Below are 22,881 nucleotides of genomic sequence, written 5' to 3'. Positions count from 1 at the left end.
CAATCCCGGATGTTGCCACGAGGGACACCGCTCCCGGATTGCGCTGCGCTCCACCCGGGCTACAAGAGGGCCTGCTCATCACCCTTCCTCGCCAAACACCATCCGCCATCCCTTGCGCGTATCCATGTATTCCCGCACCTGCCTGATCCGGTCGCCCGCCACCGTGAACACGAAGCAGTAATCGTTCTCGTACGGCTTGCCGCCGGGCAATGTCGCGCGCATCCGCTCCTCCACGATCACGACATCGCCGTCGGCATAGACGCCGCGGAACGCGATATCGACGTTGGAGAACATCTTGTGCATCTCCTGGGCTATGAAGCGCGCGATTTCGTGCGGTCCCGTCATGTGGTCGGTGTGATCGAGCGCGACGGCGGTGGCATTGCCCTTCGGCGCGATCCATTCGGCATCGTCGGTGAACAGTGCGGCGATGCGCATCGCATCGCGCGACGAAAAGGTCTTCCACGCATTCAGGACAATATCTTTCGGACTGGACACGATGCGCTCCCCGGCTTGCATTGAGGGCCGCCTTCTAGGCCGCGATGCGTCTAGCGGGCTCGCCACAATCGGACTCGGTCATCCCGCAGCCCTTCCGGCCCCGCCGTCATGCGCTATGATCCGGCCATGCTTAGCTTCGATGTCTGCAACGCCGCGCGCCTGCGCCGGGATCCCTGCTATGACGGCCGCTTCTTCACGGCCGTGAAGACCACCGGCATCTATTGCCGCCCGGTCTGTCCGGCCAAGCAGCCGCTGACGCGCAACGTCGCCTATTATCCGACGGCGGCGGCGGCCGAGGCCGACGGCTTCCGGCCATGCCTGCGCTGCCGTCCCGAGACTGCGCCGTTCTGCCCGGCCTGGAACGGCACGCGCTCCACGGTGGCGCGGGCCATGAAGCTGATCGATGACGGCGCGCTCGACGAAGGCTCGGTGGTCGACCTCGCGATGCGGCTCGGCATCTCCTCGCGCCATCTGGCACGCCTGTTCGAACGCCACGTCGGCGCCACGCCTCAGCAGCTCGCCAGGACGCTTCGCGTCCAGCGCGCCAAGCGTCTGATCGATGCCGGCGACGACAGCATGACCGAGATCGCATTTCAGGCCGGCTTCGGCAGCCTGCGCAGGTTCAACGCCGCCTTCGCCGAGCTCTACGGCCGCTCGCCGTCAAGCCTGCGCGCGGTGCGCACGCGGAGGGCTTAGAAAAATCCCGGGCTGAGATCGAGGCCGTATGTCTGGCTGAGCACGAACACGAACAGCGCGGCGGCGACGAACAGCGCGGCGTGCTTGAGAATGAACGCACGCGGCGAAGCGGTGGCAACAACGGCTTTCTGCGCAACGGGCATGACGGCCTCCATTATGATTTCAAAAATTGGCCGCGACGATGCGGCCGCCGCATCAAGCAACGCGACGTGCAAAGCAACTGTTAAAAGGATCACGCCCGTTATGAACGGGGATACATAACCGGCACATTCACGCGAACTTGTTTCGCGGCCGGATTCTCAATCAAGGCATCGGTGTCGTGCCGAGACATTGCACGATGCGCGCTGGCGCGAAATGCGCACGAGGCAGTTTCAACAATCCATGCCCGCGCGACATACACAAGCAGCGTCGACGTCGAAGACGTCAGGTGAGGCAGTGGATCCCGCCTCTCCGCGGAACCCACCTGCCGTCACGCGACGTCAGATCAGCGGGCAGAGCCCGTGGTGACGTCGGCGGTCTTCACCTTGCGCGGGCTGAGCACCTTCGCCTGGTGGGCCGAGGCAACCGTGGTCGGCGCAGCAGCCTTCTGCTCGACATGCGCGGCACCGAGGACGCGGACCTGCAAGGGCGAGACCGGAAATCCATTGGCCTCGTAAGTCGGCAGCTCGGCGGCGAAAGCCGCGGTGCTGCCCGCGATCGTCAGGATGGCGGCGGCGATCGACAGAGTCTTCTTGTTCATTGGTAGTGCTCCTGAGTGGAAGTGTCGGAGCATATTTAGGTGCGTTTTGCTGCGTTGCGACATGCTTTGCTGCATTGCAACGGCGCGTGCGGTGCATGGCGATATGTTTAATAGGTACAAGGCGTTGGCCGAATCACGGTCGGCCGCGACATGACGGTTTTATGGACAGTGCTCAGCCACCGAGCACGTTGCCCCAGCCATCGAAAAGATAGGCCTTCCAGGCCACGGCTCCGTCATCGCGCGTGCGGCTGGCCCGCCTGTAATCGTCGGCCTGATCTGCGGTCCAGGTGATGATCGTGTCCGTAAGGCGATCGTGCAGGATGGCCGGTTCGGTGGGATCGAAGGCGTCCATGGGACGGAGTGAGGAATGCGTCATGGGCGACCAAACGCGCCCGCCGCAACAAAGTTGCGCGCAATGCGCGGGCAAATTTTCGCCCGGGAATCGCAATGGAACCTGCGTTGCAGCTCAGCAACACCTTCCCGAAAAGCCGGTTTTCACCGATTTGCGCCATTGCGCCGCCACACCGTCCCCCGAACAATCGACGCGCTGCGTGCCTTTCCGTGCAAGACGTTTTCGTCAGACTGTTTGCATCATCGCTGTCCGGACAAGACGGGTTTCGGGCAGAACCGTTTGGAGGCAGGGATCATGAACGATCGGCGGTCTCTTTTGGTGGCGGTCACGTGCCCCTCGGCGGTGCTCGCCGGCTGGCTGGCGCTTTCCCTCTCCGCCTATGCCCCCGCCCTCATCGAGAACAGCGGCGCCAATGCGGCTGCCGTCTCGCGCGCGAAGGATCTCAGCCGGCTGGACCTCGCCGACGTGCCGCACGCTGCGGCGATCGAGGACGGCATCGCCTTGACCGCCGACATCGCGGCCGCCGTCGCCGCGGCACCGGCCCTGACGATCACTGAAGCGGTGCCCGAGACGCCCGCCCCCGCCGTCAAGCTCGCCGCGGCCGATCCGGCGTTAATACCGCCGACGGAGGCCCCAGCCGCGCCGCAGAGAGCGCCTGAACCAGAGCCCGTCGTCAGCGAGGCTACGCCGGCCGCTGCGCCGGAGCCCGTGAAACTGGCATCTGCCGATCCCACCGAAATCGTAACGACGGACGCTCTGTCCCCCGCGGCGATCGCCGGCGGCCCCGTTACGCCTGCGAGCAAGGCATCACCTCCGGCCGACACCGTCGCCGTGCTCGACGAATGCTTCGTCATGGATGCCTGCATCGATCGCTATCTCTGGACGCTCTATCAGCGCACCGCAAAGGAGGACTCGATCAAGGTCCAGGAGCGCCGCGCCGTCACCGTCAAGCGCAAGGGCAAGACAGTCACGGTGATGCGCAGCTTCACGAAGCTGGTCGATCAGGATTTCGGCTGGAAGGATCCGAAGGCGGCCGAGCACGCCGGCATGCCGATGATGGATTATGTCATCGGCGGCATGGACAAGAGCTTCAAGCGAAAGCTGTTTCGCACGCTGCTCGCCGCGGAAGCCGCCGGCCTCTCGCCCGGAATCACCAGTGCGTTCCGCGACGACTATCGCCAGTCGATCGCGAGCGGCCTGAAGGCCGCCTCCGACCGTTCCTATCATGGCGGCAGCACGCGCGGCGGCTACGGCCATGGCATGGCGGCCGATATCGTCAGCACCCAGGGGAATAACCGCGCGCAGCGCTGGGTCTCGACTGAAATCCTGTGGAAGTGGGTCGACGCCAACGGCAAGGCATACGGCATCGGCCGGCCCTATCTCGGCCGCGATCCGCCGCATGTCGGCCCCGTCGACGGCCAGGAGTACATTTCGCGCCGGGGCACGGGCGACGGAAAGCAAGTCGCCAGCGTGAAGTCCAAGAGGGTGGTGCGCGCGGCGGCCCACGCAAAACCACCAAAGGCCCAGGCCGCACGCGAGCAGAGGGGTACCGCGAAGCCGCAGAAATCGGCGCAATCGACCGGCAAGCGCGCGACCTGAGACTGTTACGTCGCGCGGCCCGGCAGCGGTACCAACCGCATCTCGGCCGTGCCGGCATCCTGCGTGCGCCCCAGCACCGCAAAAATCGTCTCGACCGCAAGCCGCACCGCGGTCTCGATCGCTTGGCCCTTGGCCAGGTGGGCCGCGATCAGACCAGTGAGGAGATCACCGGTGCCGTAGGGGCGGATGGGCAGGCGCGTCGTCGCGAAGCGCGACAACTGACCGTCGGCGCACAGGATCGTCTCCACCTGCCCCGCCGCCGTATCGGTGAGCGTACAACCGGTGGCGACGACGTCGATGCTGCCGGTCGCCGCCAGCGCCGCACACGCGGCCTGCAGGCCCTGCGCATCTGCGATCGTGAGGCCTGAGAGCAACTCAAGCTCGAACTGGTTCGGCGTCGTGAGGTTTGCTGCCGGCAGCAGCCGGTGCCGGACCACGTCCAAAATGCCGTCGGCGACGTAGACGCGGCCGTCATCGCCGATCACGGGATCGCAGAGATAGACGAGCTTCGCATTCCGCGTGAGAGCCCGCTCGACGAAATCGGCGATCACGGCGGCATTGCCCGGCGAGCCGAGATAGCCGGTCACGAGCACGGCCGCCTCGTCGACGAGCCCACGCTCTTCCACACCTTTCAGGAGATCGGCGACGAGCTCGGTCTCCAGCACCCGCCCGCGCAGGCTCGGATAGCGCGGATGGTTGGACAGCAGCGTCGTCGGTACCGCCGCAACGTTCACGCCCTCCGCCTGCATGGCATAGGCGGCTGCGCTGTTGCCGACATGGCCGTGGACCACCTGGCTTTGAATGGAGATGACGAGCATGAAAGAGGTCCGTAGGGGCTATTGTCGAGCGACGCAAGCACGGCAATCGTAGCCCGGATGGCATCCGGCGAAATCTGAAAAATTACCGGCTCCGCAACAGTTGACCAGCAATGTCATCACGCGGCGGCTTCATGCCGTATTCCGCCAACGTCGCAGGCCCGTCACTCACATGTGATACCTGCTGCCCAGCCAAAGCCAAGCGCCGCATGCTAAACATACCGCGCGGTATCTTTCTTCGCCCCGGGCTGACCATGACCTCCGCCTTCAATGCCTACGCAGCGCTCGCCCTCGCCATCATCTTCGAGGTCACGGCATCGGCCTTCCTGCAGCAATCCGCGCAGTTCACCCGCCCGTGGCCGACGCTGGCCATGGTGCTGTTTTATGTCGCCTCGTTCTACGCGCTGTCGGTCGCGATCCGCGTCATCCCCTTGAGCATCGCCTATGCGATCTGGGGCGGGGTCGGCATCATCCTGACCGCCACCGTCTCCTTCGTGCTGTTTCGTCAGATGCTGGACGCCGCGGCCTTCGTCGGAATCGCGCTGATCGTATCAGGGGTCGTGATCATCAACCTGTTCTCGCAGACCACGGCGCATTGATGCCGGAAAACCGCTACACCCGCGCCAAGCAGCCCGAGCAGGTTCGGCGCGCCCTGCTCGACCAGGCCGCTGCAATCGCCATGGACCACGGCGTCGCCGGTGTCACGGTGCAGGCGGTCGCAGCGGCGGCCGGCGTCACCAAGGGCGGGCTGTTTCACCACTTTGGCAGCAAGCAGGCGCTGATCGAGGGCCTGTTTGCCGACCTCCTGGCCCGCGTCGATGCCGAAATCGACGCCGCAGTTGAAGCCGATCCGAAGCCACGCGGCAGCTTCACGCGGGCCTATGTGAATGCGGTGTTCACGGGCAAGGCGTTTGGCTTTGCGACCCCATGGGCGGCATTGAGCATGGTCGTCGTCACCGATCCGCCGCTGCGCCGGCTCTGGAACGACTGGATCAAGGCGCGCCTGAAGCGTCATCGCACGACCGACGGCGCGCCCGATCTGCAAATGGTGCGTCTGGCCGCCGACGGCGCCTGGCTCTCCTATGTCACGACGGGACAGACGCGCATGAGCGCCGAGCTGCGCGCCGTGCACGCACGGCTGCTCACGCAGACCTATCGGCGCGGTTAGCGGAGCAAGCTACTGGCTCTGCACCGGCTTGGACGGACGCGGCGCGGATCGCGCGGGCTTCTTGGCGGACTTGGCCGCGGCGCGCGGCGGCGGCTCGTCGACCGATTCCAGATAGGCGGCAAGCATCTTGGCCGAGTCCGAGCTGGTCGCGTAATGGTCCTTCAGGAACCAGGACAACGTCAGGCTGAAGCGGCCCTTGGCGAGGCCGCGCGGACTGCGATGGCAGCTCGCACAGCCGTCAGCGAAGAGCTTGGCGGGTGACTTGCCGGCATCGAGATTTTGCGCGGCTGCAACCGTCACCGTCAGAACGATGGCGGCGGCTGCAAAAGTCATCACGGGCACGATCCGGTCGCGCCCCGGCCGAAACAGTGATGTCAAATGTCGCCCCCTCGCCCCGTCCTGAGGTCACGCCGCTGACAGCTGATCGAATTCGGGCGGTGCGTAGGCCTTGCCGTCCTGATCGGTGATGACGACCCGCCACCCCTCGCTCGCCCACACCTTCGCCTTCGCCACGATGAGCAGCCGGCTCTCGCGAGCGAAACTGTACTTCTCGTTGTCGCGTTCTGCGACCATTTTGTAGGCCAATTCGCATCCCCTTGCGTCGCCCTGCACCCAGCCTCCTCGTGGCAGCGGGCTTTGGCGGCAATTCGCCGGGAGCGTGGCAATTTGATGCCATCCGCAAAGCATAGCGCTGGCGGCCGGCAACGGCGTGCCCCACGGGAATGCGATTTCCATCCGTCGCAGGCTTGCCCCGCCTGCGACGGCATAGGGCCGACTGGATTCGTGCTGGGTCCGCCGCCGGGACGGCCCGTCACATCGGCAACGGAACCTATCGCCCCATGCCCGAGCTCCGCTAGTGCACGCGGATGATGTGGGGGCGACCGAGATCAATCAGCCCCTGCACGGCCGAGAGGCGATCGTCGAGGGCTGCGATGGTGAGCAGCAGGTTGTTGCGGCGCTCGTCGAGCATACCCATCTCGGCGCCGGTGAGCTTCGTGCTCGTCCGTTCCTTTTGGATCCCTTTGAGGGATTCCCGTAATCCGGCAATCAGGCCGGTCAGTTGTTTGGCCTCTTTCGTCATCGAACGCTTCGCGACATTTTGGCGGCGCGACTCCGCCTGGCTCTGTCTCATGTCATCCTCCCGTGCCCCGCTGCCCCGAGTGGATGCTTACAGCTTTGGGTAGACATGTTACGATCGATGAAATCTGTCCGCGAAAAACCGACTTAAATTGTCGCGACCTCGAGCTTGGCAAAGAAAAGCCCGGCACGAGGGCCGGGCTTTCCTGGCTACGCTAGTGCTTCTGATGGCCGCCGCCGGGGCCGCCGGCCGGTGCACCGCCGCCACGGGGCGCGGCGTTGATGTGGGAAGCGCCGCCGCCGGGGTGCGGCACTGCAGGTGCCGCCGCGCGCGGCGCCGGCATCTGCGCCCGGGCATTCATCGGCGAACCGTGGCTGACATTCGGCCGAGCGACGTGGGGCATCGCAGGTCGAGCCGCAGGCGCGGCCGACACGCGCGGCGCCTCATTCGCACGCGTCATCGGCTGCGCGCGCACGGCGGCGCGGCTCGCAGCATGGTCGTGCATCATGCGCCCTTGGGCCTCGCGCGGGCTACGGGTCTGCACGGCAGTGCGCTCATTCGCGATGCGCTCGCTGCGGCCGGCGCGAGTCCGGTCGGCCGCAATCGCAGCATCGCGCTTGGTGATGGCAGCGTCCGGCCGCGCCGTCCTGAGATCACGTCCGGAGATCGCCGCCCCACCCTTGCCGCGCACGCCACTGCGTTCGAGTGCGATCGCCGCGTCGCGCGTTGCTGCGCGACCGATCCGGGCCGCGCGCGGATCAATCGTCATCCGCGTCGCGACGCTCTGATGCGAGCTCCAGTAATTATTCCAATAGGCGTGGCGTCGATACCAGGAACGTCCGCCATAGTGGTGCGATAGAGATATTCGAGATATTGCGACGACACCCAGCCGCGATCGTCTGAGAAGCTGACGTCGCACCAGGCATTGCCGCGCAGGCAGCCATGGATGTTGACGCGGGCGCCCTCGGGGATGCGATCAACCAGCGGAAAACCCGTACCCGGCCCGGCGCGCAAGCCGGTCGAGACGGTGACGATGCCCGGCGCGGCCAATGCGGCCGTTGGCGCGAGCAGCAATGCGGCAAGTAAAACGGTCTTGAATTTCATGGCGTGTTCCTCCTCTTTCGAGTCGGAACGCGCAATCGGAACAGGCGTTCCGTGTGCGGAGATCTCATCCGCCGAAAGAATGAAACGCACGCTACGCGCGGTTCAATATTCATCCGCCGTTCATCGAGCGGCGCGCAAGCGACGCTCCCGAACCGTCATTTGAGCCGCAACATGAACGCGTCGAAATACGATGCTAGCCCGGCGAAATCATCGAGCGGCACCACGGTCGCAACATACTGATCGGGCCGCACCACGACCATGCAGCCGGCTGTCCGATCGATACCGCGCATTGCGAAAACGTCGTGGCCGCTCTTGAGGTCCGGACAGAACATCTTTTCGTAGTCGCACAAACCAAAGCGCCCCTTGCGCGGGAGCAGCAGTGGCGGCATCGCCTCGATGGCGAGATCGCGATGGCCCTGCTGGAACACCGCGCGCAGATCGATCACGCTGTCGATGTCGGCGCCGTCAGGCGTATATCGCCGGACCGGCGACTCCCTGACCTCGGCGAGGAAATTGCACAGCGCGCGAATGGCCGAGCCTGCGGCGACAGGATCTTCGGCGGGCGAAAACGCATAGATGCGGAAACGGCCGTCGGCCTGCGCGGCATGACCGAGATGGACCGGCTTTGCATCGGCAAGCCGGATCACCGGGGCGGAATGGAAGCGCTTGCCGATGATGAGGCCTTGCGCGAGGTGCTGATGCGACGCCGCACCGGTGAGAAGCGACGGGCTGTAATGCGTGGCCGTGCCGGCGGTGTAGCGGCCGTGCCTGACGAAATAGTCCTGCGTCTTGACGGCATCGGCGCCGCCGGTCTTGGCGGCGGAGGCGAGAATTCCCGCCCATTCGCGATCGAAATCGATCAGCTCCTTGGCGACCGCCTGGCGCTCCGCGGAATAGGAATGCAACAGCTGTGGGACGCATTGCTTGCGCAGCACCGCGGCGAGCTTCCAGCCAAGATTGAATGCGTCCTGCATCGAGACATTCATGCCCTGCCCCGCCTTCGGGCTGTGGGTATGGCAGGCATCGCCGGCGATGAACATGCGCGGCAGGCGGCTGGCGACCTCGCCCTCCGGCACGTCGTCGAACTTGTCGGTTAGGCGCTGGCCGATCTCGTAGACCGACCACCAGGCGATCTCTTTCACCTCGAGCGTATGCGGCTTCAGGATCCGTTGTGCTTTCGCGATCACTTCGTCGGCGGTGATGTTGCGGTTCGCGACGCGTTCGCCGGCCTCGAGCTTGGCGAGCTCGACATAGATGCGAACCATGTAACCGCCTTCCCGAGGAATGATCAGCAGGCTGCCGTCCTTCGCCGACTGAATCAACGACTTGAAGCGAATGTCCGGAAAATCGGTCACGGCCAGCACGTCCATCACGCCCCAGGCGTGGTTGGCGGAATCGCCGTGCAGCTCGCGGCCGATCGACTTGCGCACCGTGCTGCGGGCGCCATCGCAGCCAACGACATAACACGCCCTGATCGTCTCCATCTTTCCTTCGTTCCCGGCATCGACGCGTTCGAGCCGCACCGTCACGGCATGTTGGTCGTCACCCGCGGACTGATCGACCGCGAGGTCGATCAGGCGGCGGCTGTAATGGGGCTCCAGCTTGGCCGGCGCTTTGCGCATGACGTCGAGAAAGCCGTCGTGGATGCGCGCCTGGTTGAGGATGACGTGCGGGAATTCGGACAGCCCGTCCTCGACGTCCTGCACGCGGCCACTCCGGATGATGGTCTCGGGCGAGCGTTCGTCCGGCTTCCAGAACGTCGTCTCGTTGACCCAATAGGCCTCCTTCAGCACGCGCTCGCTGAAGCCATAGGCGTGAAACATCTCCATGGTCCGGCAGGCGATGCCGTCGGCCTGCCCGACCAGTAGCCGATCCGGCTTTTGCTCGACGATGCAGGTCTTGATGTCGGGGAATTGCGCAAGCTGGGCGGCGAGCGTGAGGCCCGCAGGGCCACAGCCGACGATAAGGACATCGACCTCGGCGGGCACGGCGCCCGCTGCGCCAGAGGCCTGAACGCGCTCGGCAGGATCGGCAATCTCGGGATCGCCCGGCTGAAATCCATTCAGATGGAATTGCATGAACCTCTCCCGTCAACGCTCTGTTTTGATATTGCTCAGTATGCTGACGATCAGTATACTTGTCAACGATCCGCACCGCCCTTGTCCAAACGGAGAATTCGGTGAAAGACAACAACGACATGCCCGGGCATCTGGCGCGCCGGTTCCAGCAGATCGCGGTCGCCGTGTTTCTGGCCGAAGTCGAAGATGCCGGCTTCGACCTGACGCCGGTGCAATATGCCGCGCTCGCGACCATCAAGGCCAATCCGGGGCTCGACCAGGTGACGCTCGCAGGATTGATCGCCTATGACCGCACCACCATCACCGGCGTGATTGATCGCCTGGTGCAGAAGAAGCTGGTCGAGCGCCGCGCCTCCAGCCGCGACCGCCGCGCCCGCGAGCTCGAGGTTACCGACGAGGGCCGGCGCACGCTGCGGAAGATCACGCCGGCCGTGGAATCGGCGCAGCGCATCATGCTGCGTGGCCTCAGCGCGAAGGAGAGCGAGGAATTGATGCGGCTGCTGCGCAAGACGATTGCGGCCGGCAACGATCTGAGCCGCGCGCCGCTCCGCGACATGCAGACATGATCCGGTATTTTTGTACGCAATTGTCGCAGCCCTCCGAAACCAGGAACTAACCTTCGGCTGTTAGGGTCGGCAACATTCTGCGCTTAACGCGCGATTAACTTTGCGGTTTGGGGGGTTCGGATGTTGAGGTTCCTCGTTGTGGCCGCGGCCCTCGCGCTCTCGACCGGACATGCGCTCGCAAACGGCCATGGCGGCGGCGATGCCCCTCCTCCGCCCAAGCCCGAGGCAACGACCGCACCGGCGAAGGTGGTCATTACCAAGCAGGGTCCCAAGCTCGTCGATCTCAAGGGCATGACGCTCTATTATTACGAGCGCGATACCACCGGCAAATCGTCGAACTGCAACGGCAAGTGCACCGAGAGCTGGGTGCCATTGCCCGCAACGACCGACGCCAGGGCCATCGGCGACTTCACCGTGATCAGCCGCGACGACGGCAGCAGGATGTGGGCATACCGCTACCGCCCGCTCTACACCTCGGCCGCCGACAAGACGCCGGGCGATGCCAACGGCAACGCGACGACGCTGCAATGGCGAATCGCTCGGCCTGAGAATTAGGACGAGAGGGGCCCGCGCGCGAGGACTAGCGCGCTGGCGTAAACTTGGCTCACCCGCGCCAGCGCGAGCCGGTCTCGGCCTGCGCGTTCTGTCCGGGCGGCAGCACCACGACCATCGAATTGAGCTTCACCCGGTCGTACAGATCGATCACGTCCTCGTTGCGCATGCGGATGCACCCTGACGAGATCGCTTGCCCAATATATTCCGGCTGGTTGGTGCCGTGGATGCGGTAGAGCGTGTCCTTGTTGCCGGCATAGAGATAGATGCCGCGCGCGCCCAACGGATTGGCGGGACCGCCGGGAACGCGCGCCGGATACGGTCCAAGCCGCGCCTGGATATCTGCCGTCGGAACCCAGTCCGGCCATTCCGCCAAGCGGCCGACCCGCGCGACGCCGGAGAACGCCATGGCTTCCTCGCCGACCGCAACGCCGTAGCGGATCGCCTTGCCTTCCGGCAGCACGTAATAGAGGTAGCGCGCGTCGGTATCGACGAGGATGGTGCCCGGCTGCTCCTTGCGGTGGTAGTCGACGACGTGACGGAGATATTGCTCCGGCACGTTCGCCTGCGCGTAAGGCGTATGCGCGAGCAACTGCCGGTCGCGCGGCGTCATGCTCGCGTCGGTCGACGGCGAAAGCGTTGCCTGCATGCAGCCGCCCAGCGGCAGCAAGGCAACAACGAACAAAGCGATTAAAGATCTTGGCACCGCCGGCCCCCGATAGCGGATAGCAGCGCCCCCAGCCTCCCCAGATGCTGCCAAAATCGTGCTGAAAACAAGGCAGCGCGGAACACGTGCGCGTGTTCGACAAAGTGGGTTCCATCACCACAAACGGCGAAGGGAGGGTCGCATCATCTCCATCCCCTCGCCTTGCTTTGGTCAAACCCGGCTGGACTCGTGCGTCATCGGCCGGGCTCGTCAGTTTGGGGGGCTCGCCTCAACAGATCGGCTCGCGCCAATGCGGACGACCAGGACTTAACACCCGGGTTTCAAACATCTGGGCTTCAAAGGAGCTGCGATGCTCGCGACGCTGAACCCTAAGCAAATCGTCGATGAGATCGTGAAGGACACGGTCAAGGACAACGATCCGCACGACGCGATTCAGATTTCGCCCGACATCGTGCTGGCCTCGCGCCCCGTCAGCGTTGCGCCGGCGCTCGCGCCTGACGTCACGACGCGTCCGGAACCGAAATTTGCGCCGGAGCCCAAATTCTCGCTAGAGCGCAAAATCTCTCTGGAGCCCAGGTTCAGTCCTGTCTCGGAGCCGCCGGCGGCGCCCCCACCCTCTGTCGATACGGCCATACGTGTCGCAGCGAGCGATGGCAGTGGCCCGCGGAAGCGATCTGCCGTGGGCAGGTGGCTGCGCGGTGCATTCGTCACGTTCCTGTTTGCGGGAGGAAGCGCAGCCGCCGCCGTGGCCTGGGAGAAGCACGGCGATACCGCCAAACAGATGCTCGCCGAATGGACCCCGGTCGTGGTGTCGCTGCTGCCGTCCACATCCTTGACCGCCACGTCGCAGACCGCGCCGGTCGCCGCCGCGCAGGCCGCAGCGCCCGTGGAGCAAGCTGCCCCGCCTGCGGCACAAGCGGCGGTCGATCCAACGGCCGATCAACCTGTAGCGCCGCCTGCGACCCAGGTTGCAGCCGCCGCGCCTGCGGCAACATCGTCGTCCGATGCAGCACAGGCGGTGCAATCGATGACGCGCGACCTCGCCGCGATGACGCAGCAGATCGAGCAGCTCAAGGCCAACATCGCCGAGTTGAAGGCCGGACAGGAGCAGATGGCGCGCGAGATGGCGAAGCCGCCCGCGCCGAAACCGACAGCTGAGGTCAAGCCTGTCGATCCGCGCGCACGCACTGCTGCGGCCCCGCCACGCGCTCCGTCACCGCCACCGGTTCGCAAACCGAAACCGGTCGTGTCGCACACTTACATGCCGGCTTATTCGCCTGCGCCGCTCGCACCTCCGCCGCCGCCGTCGCAGGCTACCGCGATGCCGCCGCCACAGGCCGCACCTGTCACCACGACTCAAGCCGTTGCCGATGACGACGGACCAATCGTGCGTCCGCCGATGCCGTTGCGCTAGCACCAGACCTCGCAACAACGCGGTGCGCTGCGACGACGTCGCGTACGCTGTCCGAGTCGGTGTCACGCGTTGAGTCCGGGCAATTACGGAAAGCGACGCGCAGGTCATCTTGCGCTCAAGAGAAAAGGCCGTCGGGATCTATGCCGGCGGCCTTCTCTTGCAGCTGCCGGTTCCCGGAGCCCGGTTCTGCTGCAATTCCATGCCCTCATGATCATGCCGACATATTTAATTAAATGTTAATGCTCCCACATGCTGCACATCATTTCTGCGCCATAAGCACAGAGATTGCGCGGCCGTTCATGTGCCAGGTATCGACTCAGTGGTACCATCCGACATGCGCTGAGACTTCCACTGAGGCTCAGCTCCTCACATCGGGGAATTCGGATGCCGTACTACTCTTTCGATCTTGTGGTTGGTGAAGAGTTCAGGAATCAGGGCGGAATCATTCTCGAAGACATCGAGGTCGCCTCGGATCGCGCCGATCAACTGGCGACCGAGCTGTCGCAGGTCAAGCCGGAGCTGCAACAGAAAGGCTGCGCGGTGCGCGTCACCGATCGCGACGACAACGAGCTCTATCGGACACCGCTTGATCCGGTGCCGGCCTGGCGACGCTGACTATTCGTCAAAGGACGGCGGTTCGAACCAGTTCGTCAGCGACAATCCACCGTCGACGACGAAGGTCGCACCGGTGACGTAACCGGACAGCTTGTTCGACAGCACCGTGAGCGCCATCGGTGCGAGGTCGTTGGCCTCGCCGAGACGCCCGAGCGGAATGTGTCGCGCCAGCGCAGGATCCGCAACGAACCCGCCGGCCGCGATCGCGCCGGGCACCAGCGCGTTGACGCGGATGCCATAGCGGCCAAACGATTTGGCCAGCTCCTTCACCAGCATCGCCATCCCCGCCTTCGCCGTCGAATAGTGCGGCAGGTTGCGCGGCGTGCCCGCATGCAGCGAGGTGAGAAACAGGAACGAGCCCGGCCGCTTCGCTGCGATCAGCCGCTTTGCGAGCTCGCGCGCCAGGTGAAAGCCGGCATCGAGATTGACGGCATGCATCTGCTGCCAGATGGTGCGATCGACCGCGAGCACATGATCGGCCTCCCGCCGCGGCGGCGATGCACTGTGGACCAAATGCGTGATCTCGCCCAATGCTGCGTCCGCGGCGGCAAGCAGTGCGTCGCAGGCATCCAGCTCGGCGAGATCGCCGACCCAGGGCACCGCCAGTTCAGGCTTCGCGCTGGCGCTGATCGCGGCGGTCACCCGCTCGGCGTTCACGTCGGCGAACACGGTCCGGACGCCCTCGCCGACCAGGGCCTGCGCGATCGCGCGGCCGATGCCGTTGCCCGCGCCGGTGACGAGTGCCGTGTCACGGGCAGGATCGAACGGCGTGCTGAACAGGCTCATGTCGCTCTCCGCGGCCGGATTTCGGGCGACGATAGCGCACCGCAGTGGGAAGCTACAAATTCGCCTCGGCACCATTGCCGAGCGGCCTGCTGGACGCTAGCCTCTCAAAAAATGGAGGAGACACCTAAGGATGCGCTACGGTTTGCTGATCGCTGGCCTGTTGCTGATCGCCGCTCCGGCCCAGGCCGATGACCACCCACGTTCGACCTACGTCACGCTGGTCTTGCAGGCCTTCGCCGCCAAGGTCGAATGTCCAGGCACGGACGTCGCCTACCAGGACCTGGTGCAGAAGGCGGAGCAGATGCACCTGCCCCAAGGCACCACCGAGAAAGTCCGCAAGGCGATTGCCTGGATGCACACCGGCGGCAAGATGGGCGAGAAGCAGGACGACGATTTGATGGCCGAGGTCGCGGTGGCCACCCAGGCGACCGATCTCAACCAGCGCCGCCTCGGCATGCCCAATTGGTGCGAGGCCCAGAAGACCAACCTCGCCGGCCTGATCCGCGCCAAGGGCGGTTAGCCGGCAGCTTTCGCGGCGTTAAGCACGCCGCGACGGAACCTGCGTTTGGCCAAAAATCGTCACATTCCTCGCCAGCATGCGGGCTTCTTCGCACAGGAGAAGCCCAAATGCGGATGACGCATCTCATTGTCGCCGGCGTGCTCGCGGTGAGCGCAGCGCTGGTCGCCCCGGCACAGGCAAAGAATTCCGACGCCCAAAAGGCCGAAGACAAAACGACCACGTCGTCTTCGTGCAGCGCCTATCAGCAGGCGCCGGACGGATCGTGGGAACAGCTCCCGTGCAAGGAGACAGGCGAGCGCGGTCAGCCGCAAACGCAGCATCGATCCCGGTCACCGGGGCCGGACCGCGAGGAACGCTGAAGGGCTTCCTATCCGGCGGTCAACTCTGGTGAGGCCCACGTATGATCTTCATGGCGTCGGCGATGTGACGCCACTCCCTGGCCTCATCGCCCTCGCCGCGGCCCTCGCAGGCCTGGGCCTGCTCGGCGGCCTTCGCGATCGCAGCAAAACCGTGCCGTTCGAGCATCTGCCGTGCAACGGTATGAATCTGGACCTCGGACATCATGGGCGCTCTCCGTCTGACGAAGCCGCGGGGCCTGGCTCGGCTCTCCGCGGTCTTCGACAACGATTTCGCCGCAAGTACCGTTCCGCCCGTCGTCGATCACGTCGGCAAGCCCGGGAACGTGAGTGTCACGAACGACAAAGGCGGCCCGCTATGCCCAGCGGACCGCCTTCTCACCCACCCCAAATGGGTCGTCGTCAGTCGCGTCCTACGCGACCGCCGCCTTCTTGCGCTCGATATCGTTGGGCACCTCGATATCGACCTCCAGGGTCGACACCTCGTCGCCGCGCTCGAGCCGCACGATGACCTTGGTCGGATCCAGCGTCACATGCTTGGACACGACCGCGAGGATCTCCTCACGCAGCACACCGAGCAGATCGGGCTGGCCGCGCATGCCGCGTTCATGGGCGAGCAGGATCTGCAACCGTTCGCGCGCGACGGGTGCGGAGGCCTTCTTGCCGCGGAGAAGCCGAAGCAGACCCATGCTCATGCAGCCCTCCGTCGCAGCAGACGATCCATGAAGCGCTTGCGCTCGGCCGGCACCTGCATCGGCACGGTGTCGCCGCACAGCCGGCGGGCCGCGTCGATATAGGCCCGCGCCGGTGCGCCGTCCGCGTTCGACAGCGTCACCGGCGTGCCGACATTGGAGGCCTTCAACACGTCCTGGCTCTCGGGGATGATGCCGAGCAGGGGCGTGGCAAGGATCTCGAGGATATCGTCGATGGTCAGCATCTCGCCGCGCGCGGCGCGCGAGGCATCGTAGCGGGTGATGAGGATGTGCTTCTCGACCCGCTCGCCCTTCTCGGCCCGCACCGTCTTGGAATCGAGCATGCCGATGATGCGGTCGGAATCACGCACTGAGGAGACTTCGGGATTGGTGACGATCACCGCCTCGTCGGCGAAGCGCATCGCCATAGAGGCGCCGCGCTCGATGCCGGCCGGGCTGTCGCAGATCACCCAATCGAAGCGGCCGCGCAGATCGTCGATGACCTTGCCGACGCCCTCTTCCGTCAACGCGTCCTTGTCGCGGGTTTGCGAGGCCGGCAGCAGCCAGAGATTCTCCAGCCGCTTGTCGCGGATCAGCGCCTGCGGCAGCTTTGCGACGCCCTGCACCACGTTGATGAGGTCGAACACGACGCGGCGTTCGGCGCCCATGACGAGGTCGAGGTTGCGCAGGCCGACGTCGAAATCGACGACGACGACCTTGTCGCCACGCTGCGCCAGCGCAGCCCCCAGCGCGGCGGTCGTCGTGGTCTTGCCGACCCCGCCCTTGCCTGATGTCACGACCAGTACCTTACTCATCTGAAATGTCTCCTTTGCTGGTCAGTTCAGTGCTGTAATTCGCATGGTATTCCCCTGCAGCCAGGCCTGCGCCGGCTTGCCGCGCAAGGCGGCGTCGATGTCGTCCGCAGTCTGGTAAAAGCCATCGATCGCAAGCAGTTCGGCCTCGATCTTCTGGCAATAGATGCGTGCGCTGGTGTGACCGTTCACGCCCGCCATGGCGCGGCCACGCAGCGCGCCGTAGATGTGGATGGAGCCGCCGGCAACGACCTCCGCACCGGAGCCGACCGAGCCCAGAATGGTGACGTCGCCTTCCGGGAAGATCACGGTCTGACCCGAGCGCACGGGGCTATCGAGCAGCAGCGAGGTCGGTTTTGCCTCGGTCTTCGCCTCGGACTTCTTGGGCGCGCTCGGCTCGACCACGCAGCTCCGCCCGCCCGAGAGCAGCGGCGGCATGGACGGCGTCAGCCGATCCTCCTCCACGCCCTCGATGCCGAGCACGCGGATGTTGCGGTCCTGCAGGCTGGTGAGCAAATGGCCGATGCCGGACTGGCTCAGATCGACCGAGGACAGGTCGATCACCACGGGCCGGCCGGCAAAGAAGCCCGGCGAGCGGGCGATGGTGGCGTCGATCTCGTGCAGCCAGTCCTGGACCGGAACCGTCGGCGTGAACACGAAGGCCACGTATGAGCGCCCGCGCAGGCGCACCATTTGGCGTTGAGATTTGACTGCAGCCTCCATAGCGGCCGACTCGTTCCCTGTTATTGAATGGTTAACGATGCGGCTGATATGGTTAACGGCCGGTTAATTTCTCCATGGGGTTACGTGGGGAGGGATGGGTTGGCTGGGCTGGCAAACAGGCTCTAGCGGCGGGCACCGCCCCCGCCCCGTCATCCTGAGGCGCGAGGCATGGGACGCAAAGCGTCCCATGGGGAGCCTCGAAGGATGCACGGCCCCGATGCAGCCGGGCCGTCGCCCTTCGAGGGCCGCTGAAGAAGCGGCCACCCCGAGCGACAACGGCTTTGCCGTTGCGCGGAGGGTGACGGGAGATAGAGTAGCGCTCGCCACCCCCAAACCGTCATTGCGAAGAGCCCTCGCGACGAAGCAATCCAGACTGCCTCCGTAGAAGCAGTCTGGATTGCTTCGCTACGCTCGCAATGACGGAGTATGCGGAGGCAGATCTGCCCGCGGCCCGTAGCCCGGATGGAGCGCAGCGCAATCCGGGAAACCTATCGCCGCAGATGCACCGTCCCGGATTACGCTTCGCTCCATCCGGGCTACAGATGCCCTACTTCTTCACCTTGCTCGCATCCATCTTGATATCAGGATCCAGCATCTTCGTCGTGAACGCTGTCGAGACGTCAAACGGTTTCTCCATGCCGAGATAGGTCTGCACCAGATCGTAATCCTTCTTCATCCGCTCGCCGTCGATCCAGCCGAGACCCTTGGTGGTGGTGAACTCGTCCGTCATCAGGAACTTGATGCGCTCCCATTGGCGCTCCTGGTTCTCCTTGTCGAGACCGGAGACCTGGTCGAGCAGCGCCTTCAGGCACGGCGTGGCGTCGGCGACGCACGCCGCAAAGGCCTTCTGCGTGACGCGTACGAAGTCTTCGACGACCTTCGGATTCTTCTGCAAGTAAGCGCCGTTGACGATCAGCGAATTGCCGTAAGGATTGAGGCCGATGTCCTTCCAGTTGACGTAGCCGAGGTCGGGCCCGAACTCGATCACCTTCAGATCGTGCTCGTTGTAGAAGTCGCTGATGATGTCGACGGTGTGGCTCTTCAGTGCCGCGATCTTCGCGGTCGGTCCGACATTGACGAAGCCGACGGAGTCGGGCGCAAGCCCCGCGGCCTTGGCGAAGGCCGGCCACATCACGCGCGAGGCATCGCCGGGCGGATTGCCGATCTTGTGGCCGGCAAAATCCTTCACCCCGTTCACGCCGTGGCTCTTCAGCCAGTAGAAGGTCTGGCCGGTATTGGCATAGACGCTCATCACGGCAACCGTGTCGGCGCCCTTGCTCTTGGCCACCAGCATGGTGGCGAGATCGGCAACGCCGAACGGCGAGCCGCCGGAGCCGACCTTGGCGGCGGAGACGCCGGAGCCCTTGCCGGTCTCGATCGTCAGGTCGATGCCGGCCTTCTCGTACCAGCCCTGCGCCTTGGCGTAATAATAGGGCGAGTGATCGGCGGTCGGCGTCCAGTTGAGGATCAGATTCACCGCCTCGCCTGCGCTCGCTGGCGCCGCCGGCACACCGAGCATCAGGGTCAAGACCAGGGCCGAGCCCGCCGCCTGCAAACGCTTCATCGCATCCCTCCTCATGCCAGCGACCCGGCTTGTCGCTCTCCGCTTGTGAGGATACCAATGCAACAAGCCCGCCTTCAACTTGTCAACTGTTTGGTTGGAAATGCCCGCAAAACGATCTGGCGACACCGTGCCACAGCGCCGCGATCCCGTCGCCACCCGCAAGAAGCTGCTGACCGCGGCGCGCCTGGAATTCGCCCGCCACGGCTTTGCCGGCGCCCGCGTCGACGAGATTGCCGAGCGCGCCGGCGTCAACAAGCAGCTCGTCTACCACTATTTCGGCGACAAGGACGCGCTCTACCTCGCCGTGCTCGAATGGGTCTATGAGGACATCCGCGAGCAGGAGCGGAAGCTCAATCTCGAAGGTCTACCGCCGGAGAAGGCGATCCGCAGGCTGATCGAAGCCTCGTTCGACCATCTGGCCGCAAACCCTGATTTCATCGTGCTTTTGAACGACGAGAACCGCGGCGGCGCCCGCCACGTCCGCGGCTCGACCCGGCTGGAGGCGATGCATTCCCCGCTGGTCAAGAGCGTCTCCCACATCCTCAACGAGGGGGTGCGCGCGGGCGCGTTCCGCAAGGGGATCGATCCGGTCCAACTCTATATCTCCATTGCAGGCCTCAGCTATTTCTTCTTCTCCAACACCCCGACGCTGTCGGCGATCTTCGGCAAGGACCTGTCGAGCCGCGCCCAGCGCCGCGCCCGCCGCCGGCACGTCGCCGATCTGGTGCTGCAGTCGCTCCGGCCCTAATCAACCAATTGGTTGAAACTTGCTCCGAGGGCGGTTAGGCTTGCGACTTGCGGCATCGCCGCCGCGCCAACAGGGAGCAATCGGTGGCAGGAGACAGCGCACGCGCTTCGCGTAGCTTTGCGATCATCCTGATCGTGCACCTCGCCGTGCTCGTGCTCTGGCAGATCGCGGTCGATGCCTTCCACGTGCCGAAATTCATCCTGCCCTCCCCGCTGGCGACGATCCAGACGCTGGGCACCGCGAGCTATGCCTGGGGCAGCAACACGCTGGTGACAGCGCTCGAGATCCTCGGCGGCTTCGCGCTCGGCGCCTTCGTCGGCGTCGCGCTCGCTGTAATCTTCAGCTGGGCGCCGCTGCTCAGCCTCGTGCTGCTGCCGCTGTTCGTGACGCTGAACATGATCCCGAAGGTCGCGCTTGGCCCGCTCTTCATCGTCTGGTTCTCCTACGGCATCGTGCCGAATATCCTGATCGCCTTCAGCATCTGCTTCTTTCCGATCCTGCTCACCACCGCGCGGGGCTTGCGCGAGGTCGAACCTGACCTGCTTGATCTCGTCAAATCGCTGCGCGGCTCGCGCTGGACGCTGTTCCGCAAGATCCAGCTGCCGGGATCGCTGCCTTACATCTTCTCCGGCATGAAGGTCGGCGCCATCCTGGCGGTCGCCGGCGCCATCGTCGGCGAGTTCATCGCCTCCGAGCGCGGGCTCGGCTACCTCATGATCCAGGTGCAGTCTTCGCTCGACACGCCCGCGATGGTGATGGCGGTCGTGCTGCTCACGCTGCTGGGCGTCGCTCTCTACGGCCTTGTGCTCGCCCTCGAACGCATGTTCGTGGTCGGCGACGCAAGACAGACCTGACAACGACAGACCTGACAACGGCAGACCCAAGGACCAAATCCATGCTGCTCACCCGCCAGACCCTGCCGAAGACCATCCCCGATATCGCTGCGCTCGACGAGCTCTTGTGCCGGCCGACCCAGGCCCTGATCGACGACCTCGCCAAGGTCGAGGGCGACATCTTGATCCTCGGCGTCGCCGGCAAGATGGGCCCGACGCTGGCAGGGCTAGCGAAGGCCGCCGCGCCGGATCGCCGGATCATCGGCGTGGCCCGCTTCAGCGACGCCGGCGTGAAGGACTGGCTGCACGCGCACGGGGTCGAAACGATCAACTGCGACCTGATGGACGAGCGCGCGATCCAATCGCTGCCGAAAGCGCCGAACCTCGTCTTCATGGCCGGTAGAAAATTCGGCGCCGAGGGCGATCTGTCGCTGACCTGGGCGATGAATGCGCACGTGCCCGCCCTGGTGGCCCAGGCCTTCCCGTCCTCGCGCATCGTGGCGTTCTCGACCGGCTGCATCTATCCCTTTGTCCCTGTCGACGGCAAAGGCTCGACCGAGGACATGGCGCCGAATCCGCCCGGCGAGTACGCGCAATCCTGCGTCGGTCGCGAGCGGATGTTCGAGCATTTCTCGCATAAGTTCGGAACGCCGGGGCGGCTGTTCCGCCTCAATTACGCGATCGATATGCGCTATGGCGTGCTGCACGATATCGCCACAAAAGTGCTCACGGGCACGCCGATCGACGTCAGCCTGGGCCATGTCAATTTCATCTGGCAGGGCGATGCGTCCGCGCAGGCGCTGCGCTGCCTCGCCCATTGCACCACCCCGACCTCGCCGATCAATGTCAGCGGCCACGAGATTTTGGCGGTCCGCGATCTCGCCGAAAAATTCGGCACGAGGTTTGGCCGCGCCCCAGTGCTGACCGGCAAGGAGGAGCCGACGGCGTGGCTGACCGACACGTCAAAGGCGGTCGAGCTGTTCGACCTGCCGGTCGTCGATACCGAGCAGCTGATCGCCTGGACCGCGGATTGGGTCTCGCGCGCGATGCCGAGCCTCGGCAAGCCCACCAAATACGAGGTGCGCGATGGCCGCTACTGACGCCCCGCCCATCCTGAAGCTCGGCATCGACGACGCGCTGGCCGGGCTGGTGCTGTCGACTGAGGCGCAATGGAACCAGACCGAGGACGATTGGCGCGTCTTCCTGCATGAAGGCGTGGTATTCGGCATTCGTGACGGTGCGCGACTGGTCGCGACCGCAGCCCTGCTGCCCTATTCCGGCAACAACGCCTGGATCAGCATGGTGCTGGTATCAGGCAAGCATCGCCGCCGTGGCTTGGCAACGCGTCTCGTCGATGCCTGCCTGCAGACGGCGCGTCAGAACGGCCTGACGAGCTGGCTCGACGCCACGCCTGACGGCGCTGCCGTCTACGGGCCATTGGGATTCACGCCGACGCTGCAATTGCGCCGCCTGAAGCTGGTAAAGCCTGCGCGAGCCGAAGCGCCGCCAACATCATCCGCAACGCTCGATGCGCTTCGTATGCGGGACCGGCGGGCCACAGGTTTCGACCGGACCGCCCTCCTCTCCGCCTTCGCACAGCGCTACGGCTCGCGCATCGTCGCCGCGAACGGCGCCATCGCGCTGGTTCGCGACGGCAGAACCGCCCGCCATATCGGCCCGCTGTTTGCCGACGACGCCGCAGCAGCTCTAGCCTTGGTTGACGCGATCGTGCGCTCCGAGACCAGTCCGCTCCTGCTCGATGCCGTCGCCTCGCAAGGCGCATTCCTGGATGGATTGACCTCAGCGGGCTGGACTGTCGAACGCCCGTTCCAGCGCATGCGGTTCGGGCCCGCCACCGTCACGGGTGAGGAAATGCCATTCGCCGTCGCCGGCCCCGAATTCGGATAGG

Annotated in this window: 30 protein-coding genes and 1 pseudogene; 14 read left to right on the top strand and 17 right to left on the bottom strand. The window is 65.0% G+C overall.

The features are described 5' to 3' along the window. Positions 1-78: 78 nt before the first annotated feature. On the bottom strand, positions 79-495 hold the full coding sequence (locus IVB26_RS19570) for a nuclear transport factor 2 family protein (RefSeq protein WP_247966992.1): 417 nt from the start codon (positions 493-495) through the stop codon (positions 79-81). A gap of 126 nt (positions 496-621) precedes the next feature. On the opposite strand from IVB26_RS19570, the gene IVB26_RS19565 reads away from it, so the two are divergent. Next, positions 622-1,191: a bifunctional transcriptional activator/DNA repair enzyme AdaA gene (locus IVB26_RS19565; RefSeq protein ID WP_247966991.1), complete on the top strand. Its 570-nt coding sequence runs from the start codon at positions 622-624 to the stop codon at positions 1,189-1,191. On the opposite strand, the gene IVB26_RS19560 is transcribed toward IVB26_RS19565, so the two are convergent. The 3 genes from IVB26_RS19560 to IVB26_RS19550 form a co-directional block, all read right to left on the bottom strand. Then, positions 1,188-1,427, bottom strand: coding sequence for a hypothetical protein (locus tag IVB26_RS19560; protein WP_247973398.1), 240 nt, complete (start codon positions 1,425-1,427; stop codon positions 1,188-1,190). The two genes, IVB26_RS19565 and IVB26_RS19560, sit on opposite strands and share 4 nt — an antisense overlap. A 248-nt stretch (positions 1,428-1,675) precedes the next feature. Next, positions 1,676-1,930: a hypothetical protein gene (locus tag IVB26_RS19555; protein WP_247966990.1), complete on the bottom strand. Its 255-nt coding sequence runs from the start codon at positions 1,928-1,930 to the stop codon at positions 1,676-1,678. A gap of 172 nt (positions 1,931-2,102) precedes the next feature. After that, a complete protein-coding gene (locus IVB26_RS19550) occupies positions 2,103-2,306 on the bottom strand; it encodes a hypothetical protein (protein WP_247966989.1) in 204 nt (67 codons plus the stop codon). Between the two features lie 270 nt (positions 2,307-2,576). Between IVB26_RS19550 and IVB26_RS19545 the strand changes: the two genes are divergently transcribed. Then, positions 2,577-3,881: a hypothetical protein gene (locus IVB26_RS19545; protein WP_247966988.1), complete on the top strand. Its 1,305-nt coding sequence runs from the start codon at positions 2,577-2,579 to the stop codon at positions 3,879-3,881. Positions 3,882-3,886: 5 nt separating this feature from the next. On the opposite strand, the gene pdxY is transcribed toward IVB26_RS19545, so the two are convergent. Further along, on the bottom strand, positions 3,887-4,699 hold the full coding sequence (gene pdxY / locus IVB26_RS19540) for a pyridoxal kinase (RefSeq protein ID WP_247966987.1): 813 nt from the start codon (positions 4,697-4,699) through the stop codon (positions 3,887-3,889). 251 nt (positions 4,700-4,950) lie between these two features. Here pdxY and IVB26_RS19535 point away from each other — a divergent pair, with 251 nt between their 5' ends. After that, positions 4,951-5,295 (top strand): DMT family transporter, encoded by a 345-nt coding sequence (locus IVB26_RS19535; RefSeq protein WP_246930986.1) that lies wholly within the window; start codon positions 4,951-4,953, stop codon positions 5,293-5,295. Continuing rightward, positions 5,295-5,864 (top strand): TetR family transcriptional regulator, encoded by a 570-nt coding sequence (locus tag IVB26_RS19530; protein WP_247966986.1) that lies wholly within the window; start codon positions 5,295-5,297, stop codon positions 5,862-5,864. Before IVB26_RS19535 ends, IVB26_RS19530 begins: the two co-directional genes overlap by 1 nt. A 9-nt stretch (positions 5,865-5,873) precedes the next feature. Here IVB26_RS19530 and IVB26_RS19525 read toward each other — a convergent pair whose 3' ends face one another. From IVB26_RS19525 to IVB26_RS19505, 5 genes and pseudogenes are all read right to left on the bottom strand, one after another. Next, positions 5,874-6,197: a hypothetical protein gene (locus tag IVB26_RS19525; protein ID WP_247973220.1), complete on the bottom strand. Its 324-nt coding sequence runs from the start codon at positions 6,195-6,197 to the stop codon at positions 5,874-5,876. A gap of 72 nt (positions 6,198-6,269) precedes the next feature. Then, positions 6,270-6,476 carry a hypothetical protein gene (locus tag IVB26_RS19520; RefSeq protein WP_018322958.1) on the bottom strand — a complete coding sequence of 69 codons (207 nt, stop codon included), beginning with the start codon at positions 6,474-6,476 and terminating at the stop codon, positions 6,270-6,272. Positions 6,477-6,717: 241 nt separating this feature from the next. Continuing rightward, entirely contained in the window at positions 6,718-6,996 is a 279-nt protein-coding gene (locus IVB26_RS19515) for a hypothetical protein (RefSeq protein WP_247966985.1), read from the bottom strand. A gap of 160 nt (positions 6,997-7,156) precedes the next feature. Beyond that, positions 7,157-8,046 (bottom strand): annotated as a pseudogene (locus IVB26_RS19510) (SH3 domain-containing protein). 155 nt (positions 8,047-8,201) lie between these two features. After that, positions 8,202-10,124, bottom strand: coding sequence for an FAD-binding monooxygenase (locus IVB26_RS19505; RefSeq protein ID WP_247966984.1), 1,923 nt, complete (start codon positions 10,122-10,124; stop codon positions 8,202-8,204). Between the two features lie 101 nt (positions 10,125-10,225). On the opposite strand from IVB26_RS19505, the gene IVB26_RS19500 reads away from it, so the two are divergent. After that, positions 10,226-10,690, top strand: a complete 465-nt coding sequence (locus IVB26_RS19500; RefSeq protein ID WP_246929860.1) for a MarR family winged helix-turn-helix transcriptional regulator — start codon at positions 10,226-10,228, stop codon at positions 10,688-10,690. A 120-nt stretch (positions 10,691-10,810) separates the two neighbouring features. Further along, positions 10,811-11,245, top strand: a complete 435-nt coding sequence (locus tag IVB26_RS19495; RefSeq protein WP_247966983.1) for a COG4315 family predicted lipoprotein — start codon at positions 10,811-10,813, stop codon at positions 11,243-11,245. Positions 11,246-11,294: 49 nt separating this feature from the next. Here the strand turns inward: IVB26_RS19495 and IVB26_RS19490 are convergent, their stop codons facing one another. Further along, positions 11,295-11,891, bottom strand: a complete 597-nt coding sequence (locus IVB26_RS19490) for a L,D-transpeptidase (protein ID WP_247966982.1) — start codon at positions 11,889-11,891, stop codon at positions 11,295-11,297. A gap of 367 nt (positions 11,892-12,258) precedes the next feature. Here IVB26_RS19490 and IVB26_RS19485 point away from each other — a divergent pair, with 367 nt between their 5' ends. Together IVB26_RS19485 and IVB26_RS19480 are read left to right on the top strand one after the other, a co-directional pair. Beyond that, the gene (locus IVB26_RS19485; RefSeq protein WP_247966981.1) at positions 12,259-13,323 is read left to right on the top strand and encodes a hypothetical protein; all 1,065 of its coding nucleotides are present in this window, start codon (positions 12,259-12,261) and stop codon (positions 13,321-13,323) included. 384 nt (positions 13,324-13,707) lie between these two features. Continuing rightward, positions 13,708-13,938: a DUF6894 family protein gene (locus tag IVB26_RS19480; RefSeq protein ID WP_063194238.1), complete on the top strand. Its 231-nt coding sequence runs from the start codon at positions 13,708-13,710 to the stop codon at positions 13,936-13,938. On the opposite strand, the gene IVB26_RS19475 is transcribed toward IVB26_RS19480, so the two are convergent. After that, positions 13,939-14,724 carry an SDR family NAD(P)-dependent oxidoreductase gene (locus tag IVB26_RS19475; RefSeq protein WP_247966980.1) on the bottom strand — a complete coding sequence of 262 codons (786 nt, stop codon included), beginning with the start codon at positions 14,722-14,724 and terminating at the stop codon, positions 13,939-13,941. 130 nt (positions 14,725-14,854) lie between these two features. Here IVB26_RS19475 and IVB26_RS19470 point away from each other — a divergent pair, with 130 nt between their 5' ends. Then, the gene (locus IVB26_RS19470) at positions 14,855-15,244 is read left to right on the top strand and encodes a hypothetical protein (protein WP_247966979.1); all 390 of its coding nucleotides are present in this window, start codon (positions 14,855-14,857) and stop codon (positions 15,242-15,244) included. 107 nt (positions 15,245-15,351) lie between these two features. Next, positions 15,352-15,603 (top strand): hypothetical protein, encoded by a 252-nt coding sequence (locus IVB26_RS19465; protein ID WP_247966978.1) that lies wholly within the window; start codon positions 15,352-15,354, stop codon positions 15,601-15,603. A 19-nt stretch (positions 15,604-15,622) separates the two neighbouring features. Here IVB26_RS19465 and IVB26_RS19460 read toward each other — a convergent pair whose 3' ends face one another. The 5 genes from IVB26_RS19460 to IVB26_RS19440 all read right to left on the bottom strand — a co-directional run bounded on the left by IVB26_RS19460 (position 15,623) and on the right by IVB26_RS19440 (position 19,391). Next, positions 15,623-15,808 carry a hypothetical protein gene (locus IVB26_RS19460; protein WP_247966977.1) on the bottom strand — a complete coding sequence of 62 codons (186 nt, stop codon included), beginning with the start codon at positions 15,806-15,808 and terminating at the stop codon, positions 15,623-15,625. Positions 15,809-16,013: 205 nt separating this feature from the next. Then, positions 16,014-16,295, bottom strand: a complete 282-nt coding sequence (minE, locus tag IVB26_RS19455; protein WP_247317024.1) for a cell division topological specificity factor MinE — start codon at positions 16,293-16,295, stop codon at positions 16,014-16,016. Next, entirely contained in the window at positions 16,292-17,107 is an 816-nt protein-coding gene (gene minD / locus IVB26_RS19450; RefSeq protein WP_247966976.1) for a septum site-determining protein MinD, read from the bottom strand. Before minD ends, minE begins: the two co-directional genes overlap by 4 nt. 21 nt (positions 17,108-17,128) lie before the next feature. Beyond that, positions 17,129-17,827 carry a septum site-determining protein MinC gene (gene minC / locus IVB26_RS19445; RefSeq protein ID WP_247966975.1) on the bottom strand — a complete coding sequence of 233 codons (699 nt, stop codon included), beginning with the start codon at positions 17,825-17,827 and terminating at the stop codon, positions 17,129-17,131. 547 nt (positions 17,828-18,374) lie between these two features. Further along, positions 18,375-19,391, bottom strand: coding sequence for an ABC transporter substrate-binding protein (locus IVB26_RS19440; protein ID WP_247966974.1), 1,017 nt, complete (start codon positions 19,389-19,391; stop codon positions 18,375-18,377). 100 nt (positions 19,392-19,491) lie between these two features. Here IVB26_RS19440 and IVB26_RS19435 point away from each other — a divergent pair, with 100 nt between their 5' ends. From IVB26_RS19435 to IVB26_RS19420, 4 genes are all read left to right on the top strand, one after another. Further along, entirely contained in the window at positions 19,492-20,139 is a 648-nt protein-coding gene (locus tag IVB26_RS19435; protein ID WP_346732827.1) for a TetR/AcrR family transcriptional regulator, read from the top strand. Between the two features lie 83 nt (positions 20,140-20,222). Further along, positions 20,223-20,993 (top strand): ABC transporter permease, encoded by a 771-nt coding sequence (locus IVB26_RS19430; protein ID WP_247966972.1) that lies wholly within the window; start codon positions 20,223-20,225, stop codon positions 20,991-20,993. Positions 20,994-21,034: 41 nt separating this feature from the next. Then, the gene (locus IVB26_RS19425) at positions 21,035-22,072 is read left to right on the top strand and encodes an NAD-dependent epimerase/dehydratase family protein (protein ID WP_247966971.1); all 1,038 of its coding nucleotides are present in this window, start codon (positions 21,035-21,037) and stop codon (positions 22,070-22,072) included. Continuing rightward, positions 22,059-22,880, top strand: coding sequence for a GNAT family N-acetyltransferase (locus IVB26_RS19420; protein ID WP_247966970.1), 822 nt, complete (start codon positions 22,059-22,061; stop codon positions 22,878-22,880). The genes IVB26_RS19425 and IVB26_RS19420 overlap by 14 nt, the downstream gene beginning before the upstream one ends. Position 22,881 lies beyond the last annotated feature (1 nt).

It is taken from the genome of Bradyrhizobium sp. 195 (assembly GCF_023101665.1).
Taxonomy (GTDB): domain Bacteria; phylum Pseudomonadota; class Alphaproteobacteria; order Rhizobiales; family Xanthobacteraceae; genus Bradyrhizobium.
Note: the sequence above shows the minus strand (reverse complement) of the source record. Positions and strands in the feature narration are given on the sequence as shown.

Bases quoted from the DNA above. Each gene is read 5' to 3' on its own strand.
- IVB26_RS19565 (WP_247966991.1), top strand. From the start codon at position 622: ATGCTTAGCTTCGATGTCTGCAACGCCGCGCGCCTGCGCCGGGATCCC.
- IVB26_RS19555 (WP_247966990.1), bottom strand. From the start codon at position 1,930: ATGAACAAGAAGACTCTGTCGATCGCCGCCGCCATCCTGACGATCGCG.
- IVB26_RS19550 (WP_247966989.1), bottom strand. From the start codon at position 2,306: ATGACGCATTCCTCACTCCGTCCCATGGACGCCTTCGATCCCACCGAA.
- IVB26_RS19545 (WP_247966988.1), top strand. From the start codon at position 2,577: ATGAACGATCGGCGGTCTCTTTTGGTGGCGGTCACGTGCCCCTCGGCG.
- pdxY (WP_247966987.1), bottom strand. From the start codon at position 4,699: ATGCTCGTCATCTCCATTCAAAGCCAGGTGGTCCACGGCCATGTCGGC.
- IVB26_RS19535 (WP_246930986.1), top strand. From the start codon at position 4,951: ATGACCTCCGCCTTCAATGCCTACGCAGCGCTCGCCCTCGCCATCATC.
- IVB26_RS19530 (WP_247966986.1), top strand. From the start codon at position 5,295: ATGCCGGAAAACCGCTACACCCGCGCCAAGCAGCCCGAGCAGGTTCGG.
- IVB26_RS19525 (WP_247973220.1), bottom strand. From the start codon at position 6,197: ATGACTTTTGCAGCCGCCGCCATCGTTCTGACGGTGACGGTTGCAGCC.
- IVB26_RS19515 (WP_247966985.1), bottom strand. From the start codon at position 6,996: ATGAGACAGAGCCAGGCGGAGTCGCGCCGCCAAAATGTCGCGAAGCGT.
- IVB26_RS19505 (WP_247966984.1), bottom strand. From the start codon at position 10,124: ATGCAATTCCATCTGAATGGATTTCAGCCGGGCGATCCCGAGATTGCC.
- IVB26_RS19495 (WP_247966983.1), top strand. From the start codon at position 10,811: ATGTTGAGGTTCCTCGTTGTGGCCGCGGCCCTCGCGCTCTCGACCGGA.
- IVB26_RS19490 (WP_247966982.1), bottom strand. From the start codon at position 11,891: ATGCAGGCAACGCTTTCGCCGTCGACCGACGCGAGCATGACGCCGCGC.
- IVB26_RS19485 (WP_247966981.1), top strand. From the start codon at position 12,259: ATGCTCGCGACGCTGAACCCTAAGCAAATCGTCGATGAGATCGTGAAG.
- IVB26_RS19480 (WP_063194238.1), top strand. From the start codon at position 13,708: ATGCCGTACTACTCTTTCGATCTTGTGGTTGGTGAAGAGTTCAGGAAT.
- IVB26_RS19475 (WP_247966980.1), bottom strand. From the start codon at position 14,724: ATGAGCCTGTTCAGCACGCCGTTCGATCCTGCCCGTGACACGGCACTC.
- IVB26_RS19470 (WP_247966979.1), top strand. From the start codon at position 14,855: ATGCGCTACGGTTTGCTGATCGCTGGCCTGTTGCTGATCGCCGCTCCG.
- IVB26_RS19465 (WP_247966978.1), top strand. From the start codon at position 15,352: ATGCGGATGACGCATCTCATTGTCGCCGGCGTGCTCGCGGTGAGCGCA.
- IVB26_RS19460 (WP_247966977.1), bottom strand. From the start codon at position 15,808: ATGATGTCCGAGGTCCAGATTCATACCGTTGCACGGCAGATGCTCGAA.
- minE (WP_247317024.1), bottom strand. From the start codon at position 16,295: ATGAGCATGGGTCTGCTTCGGCTTCTCCGCGGCAAGAAGGCCTCCGCA.
- minD (WP_247966976.1), bottom strand. From the start codon at position 17,107: ATGAGTAAGGTACTGGTCGTGACATCAGGCAAGGGCGGGGTCGGCAAG.
- minC (WP_247966975.1), bottom strand. From the start codon at position 17,827: ATGGAGGCTGCAGTCAAATCTCAACGCCAAATGGTGCGCCTGCGCGGG.
- IVB26_RS19440 (WP_247966974.1), bottom strand. From the start codon at position 19,391: ATGAAGCGTTTGCAGGCGGCGGGCTCGGCCCTGGTCTTGACCCTGATG.
- IVB26_RS19435 (WP_346732827.1), top strand. From the start codon at position 19,492: ATGCCCGCAAAACGATCTGGCGACACCGTGCCACAGCGCCGCGATCCC.
- IVB26_RS19425 (WP_247966971.1), top strand. From the start codon at position 21,035: ATGCTGCTCACCCGCCAGACCCTGCCGAAGACCATCCCCGATATCGCT.
- IVB26_RS19420 (WP_247966970.1), top strand. From the start codon at position 22,059: ATGGCCGCTACTGACGCCCCGCCCATCCTGAAGCTCGGCATCGACGAC.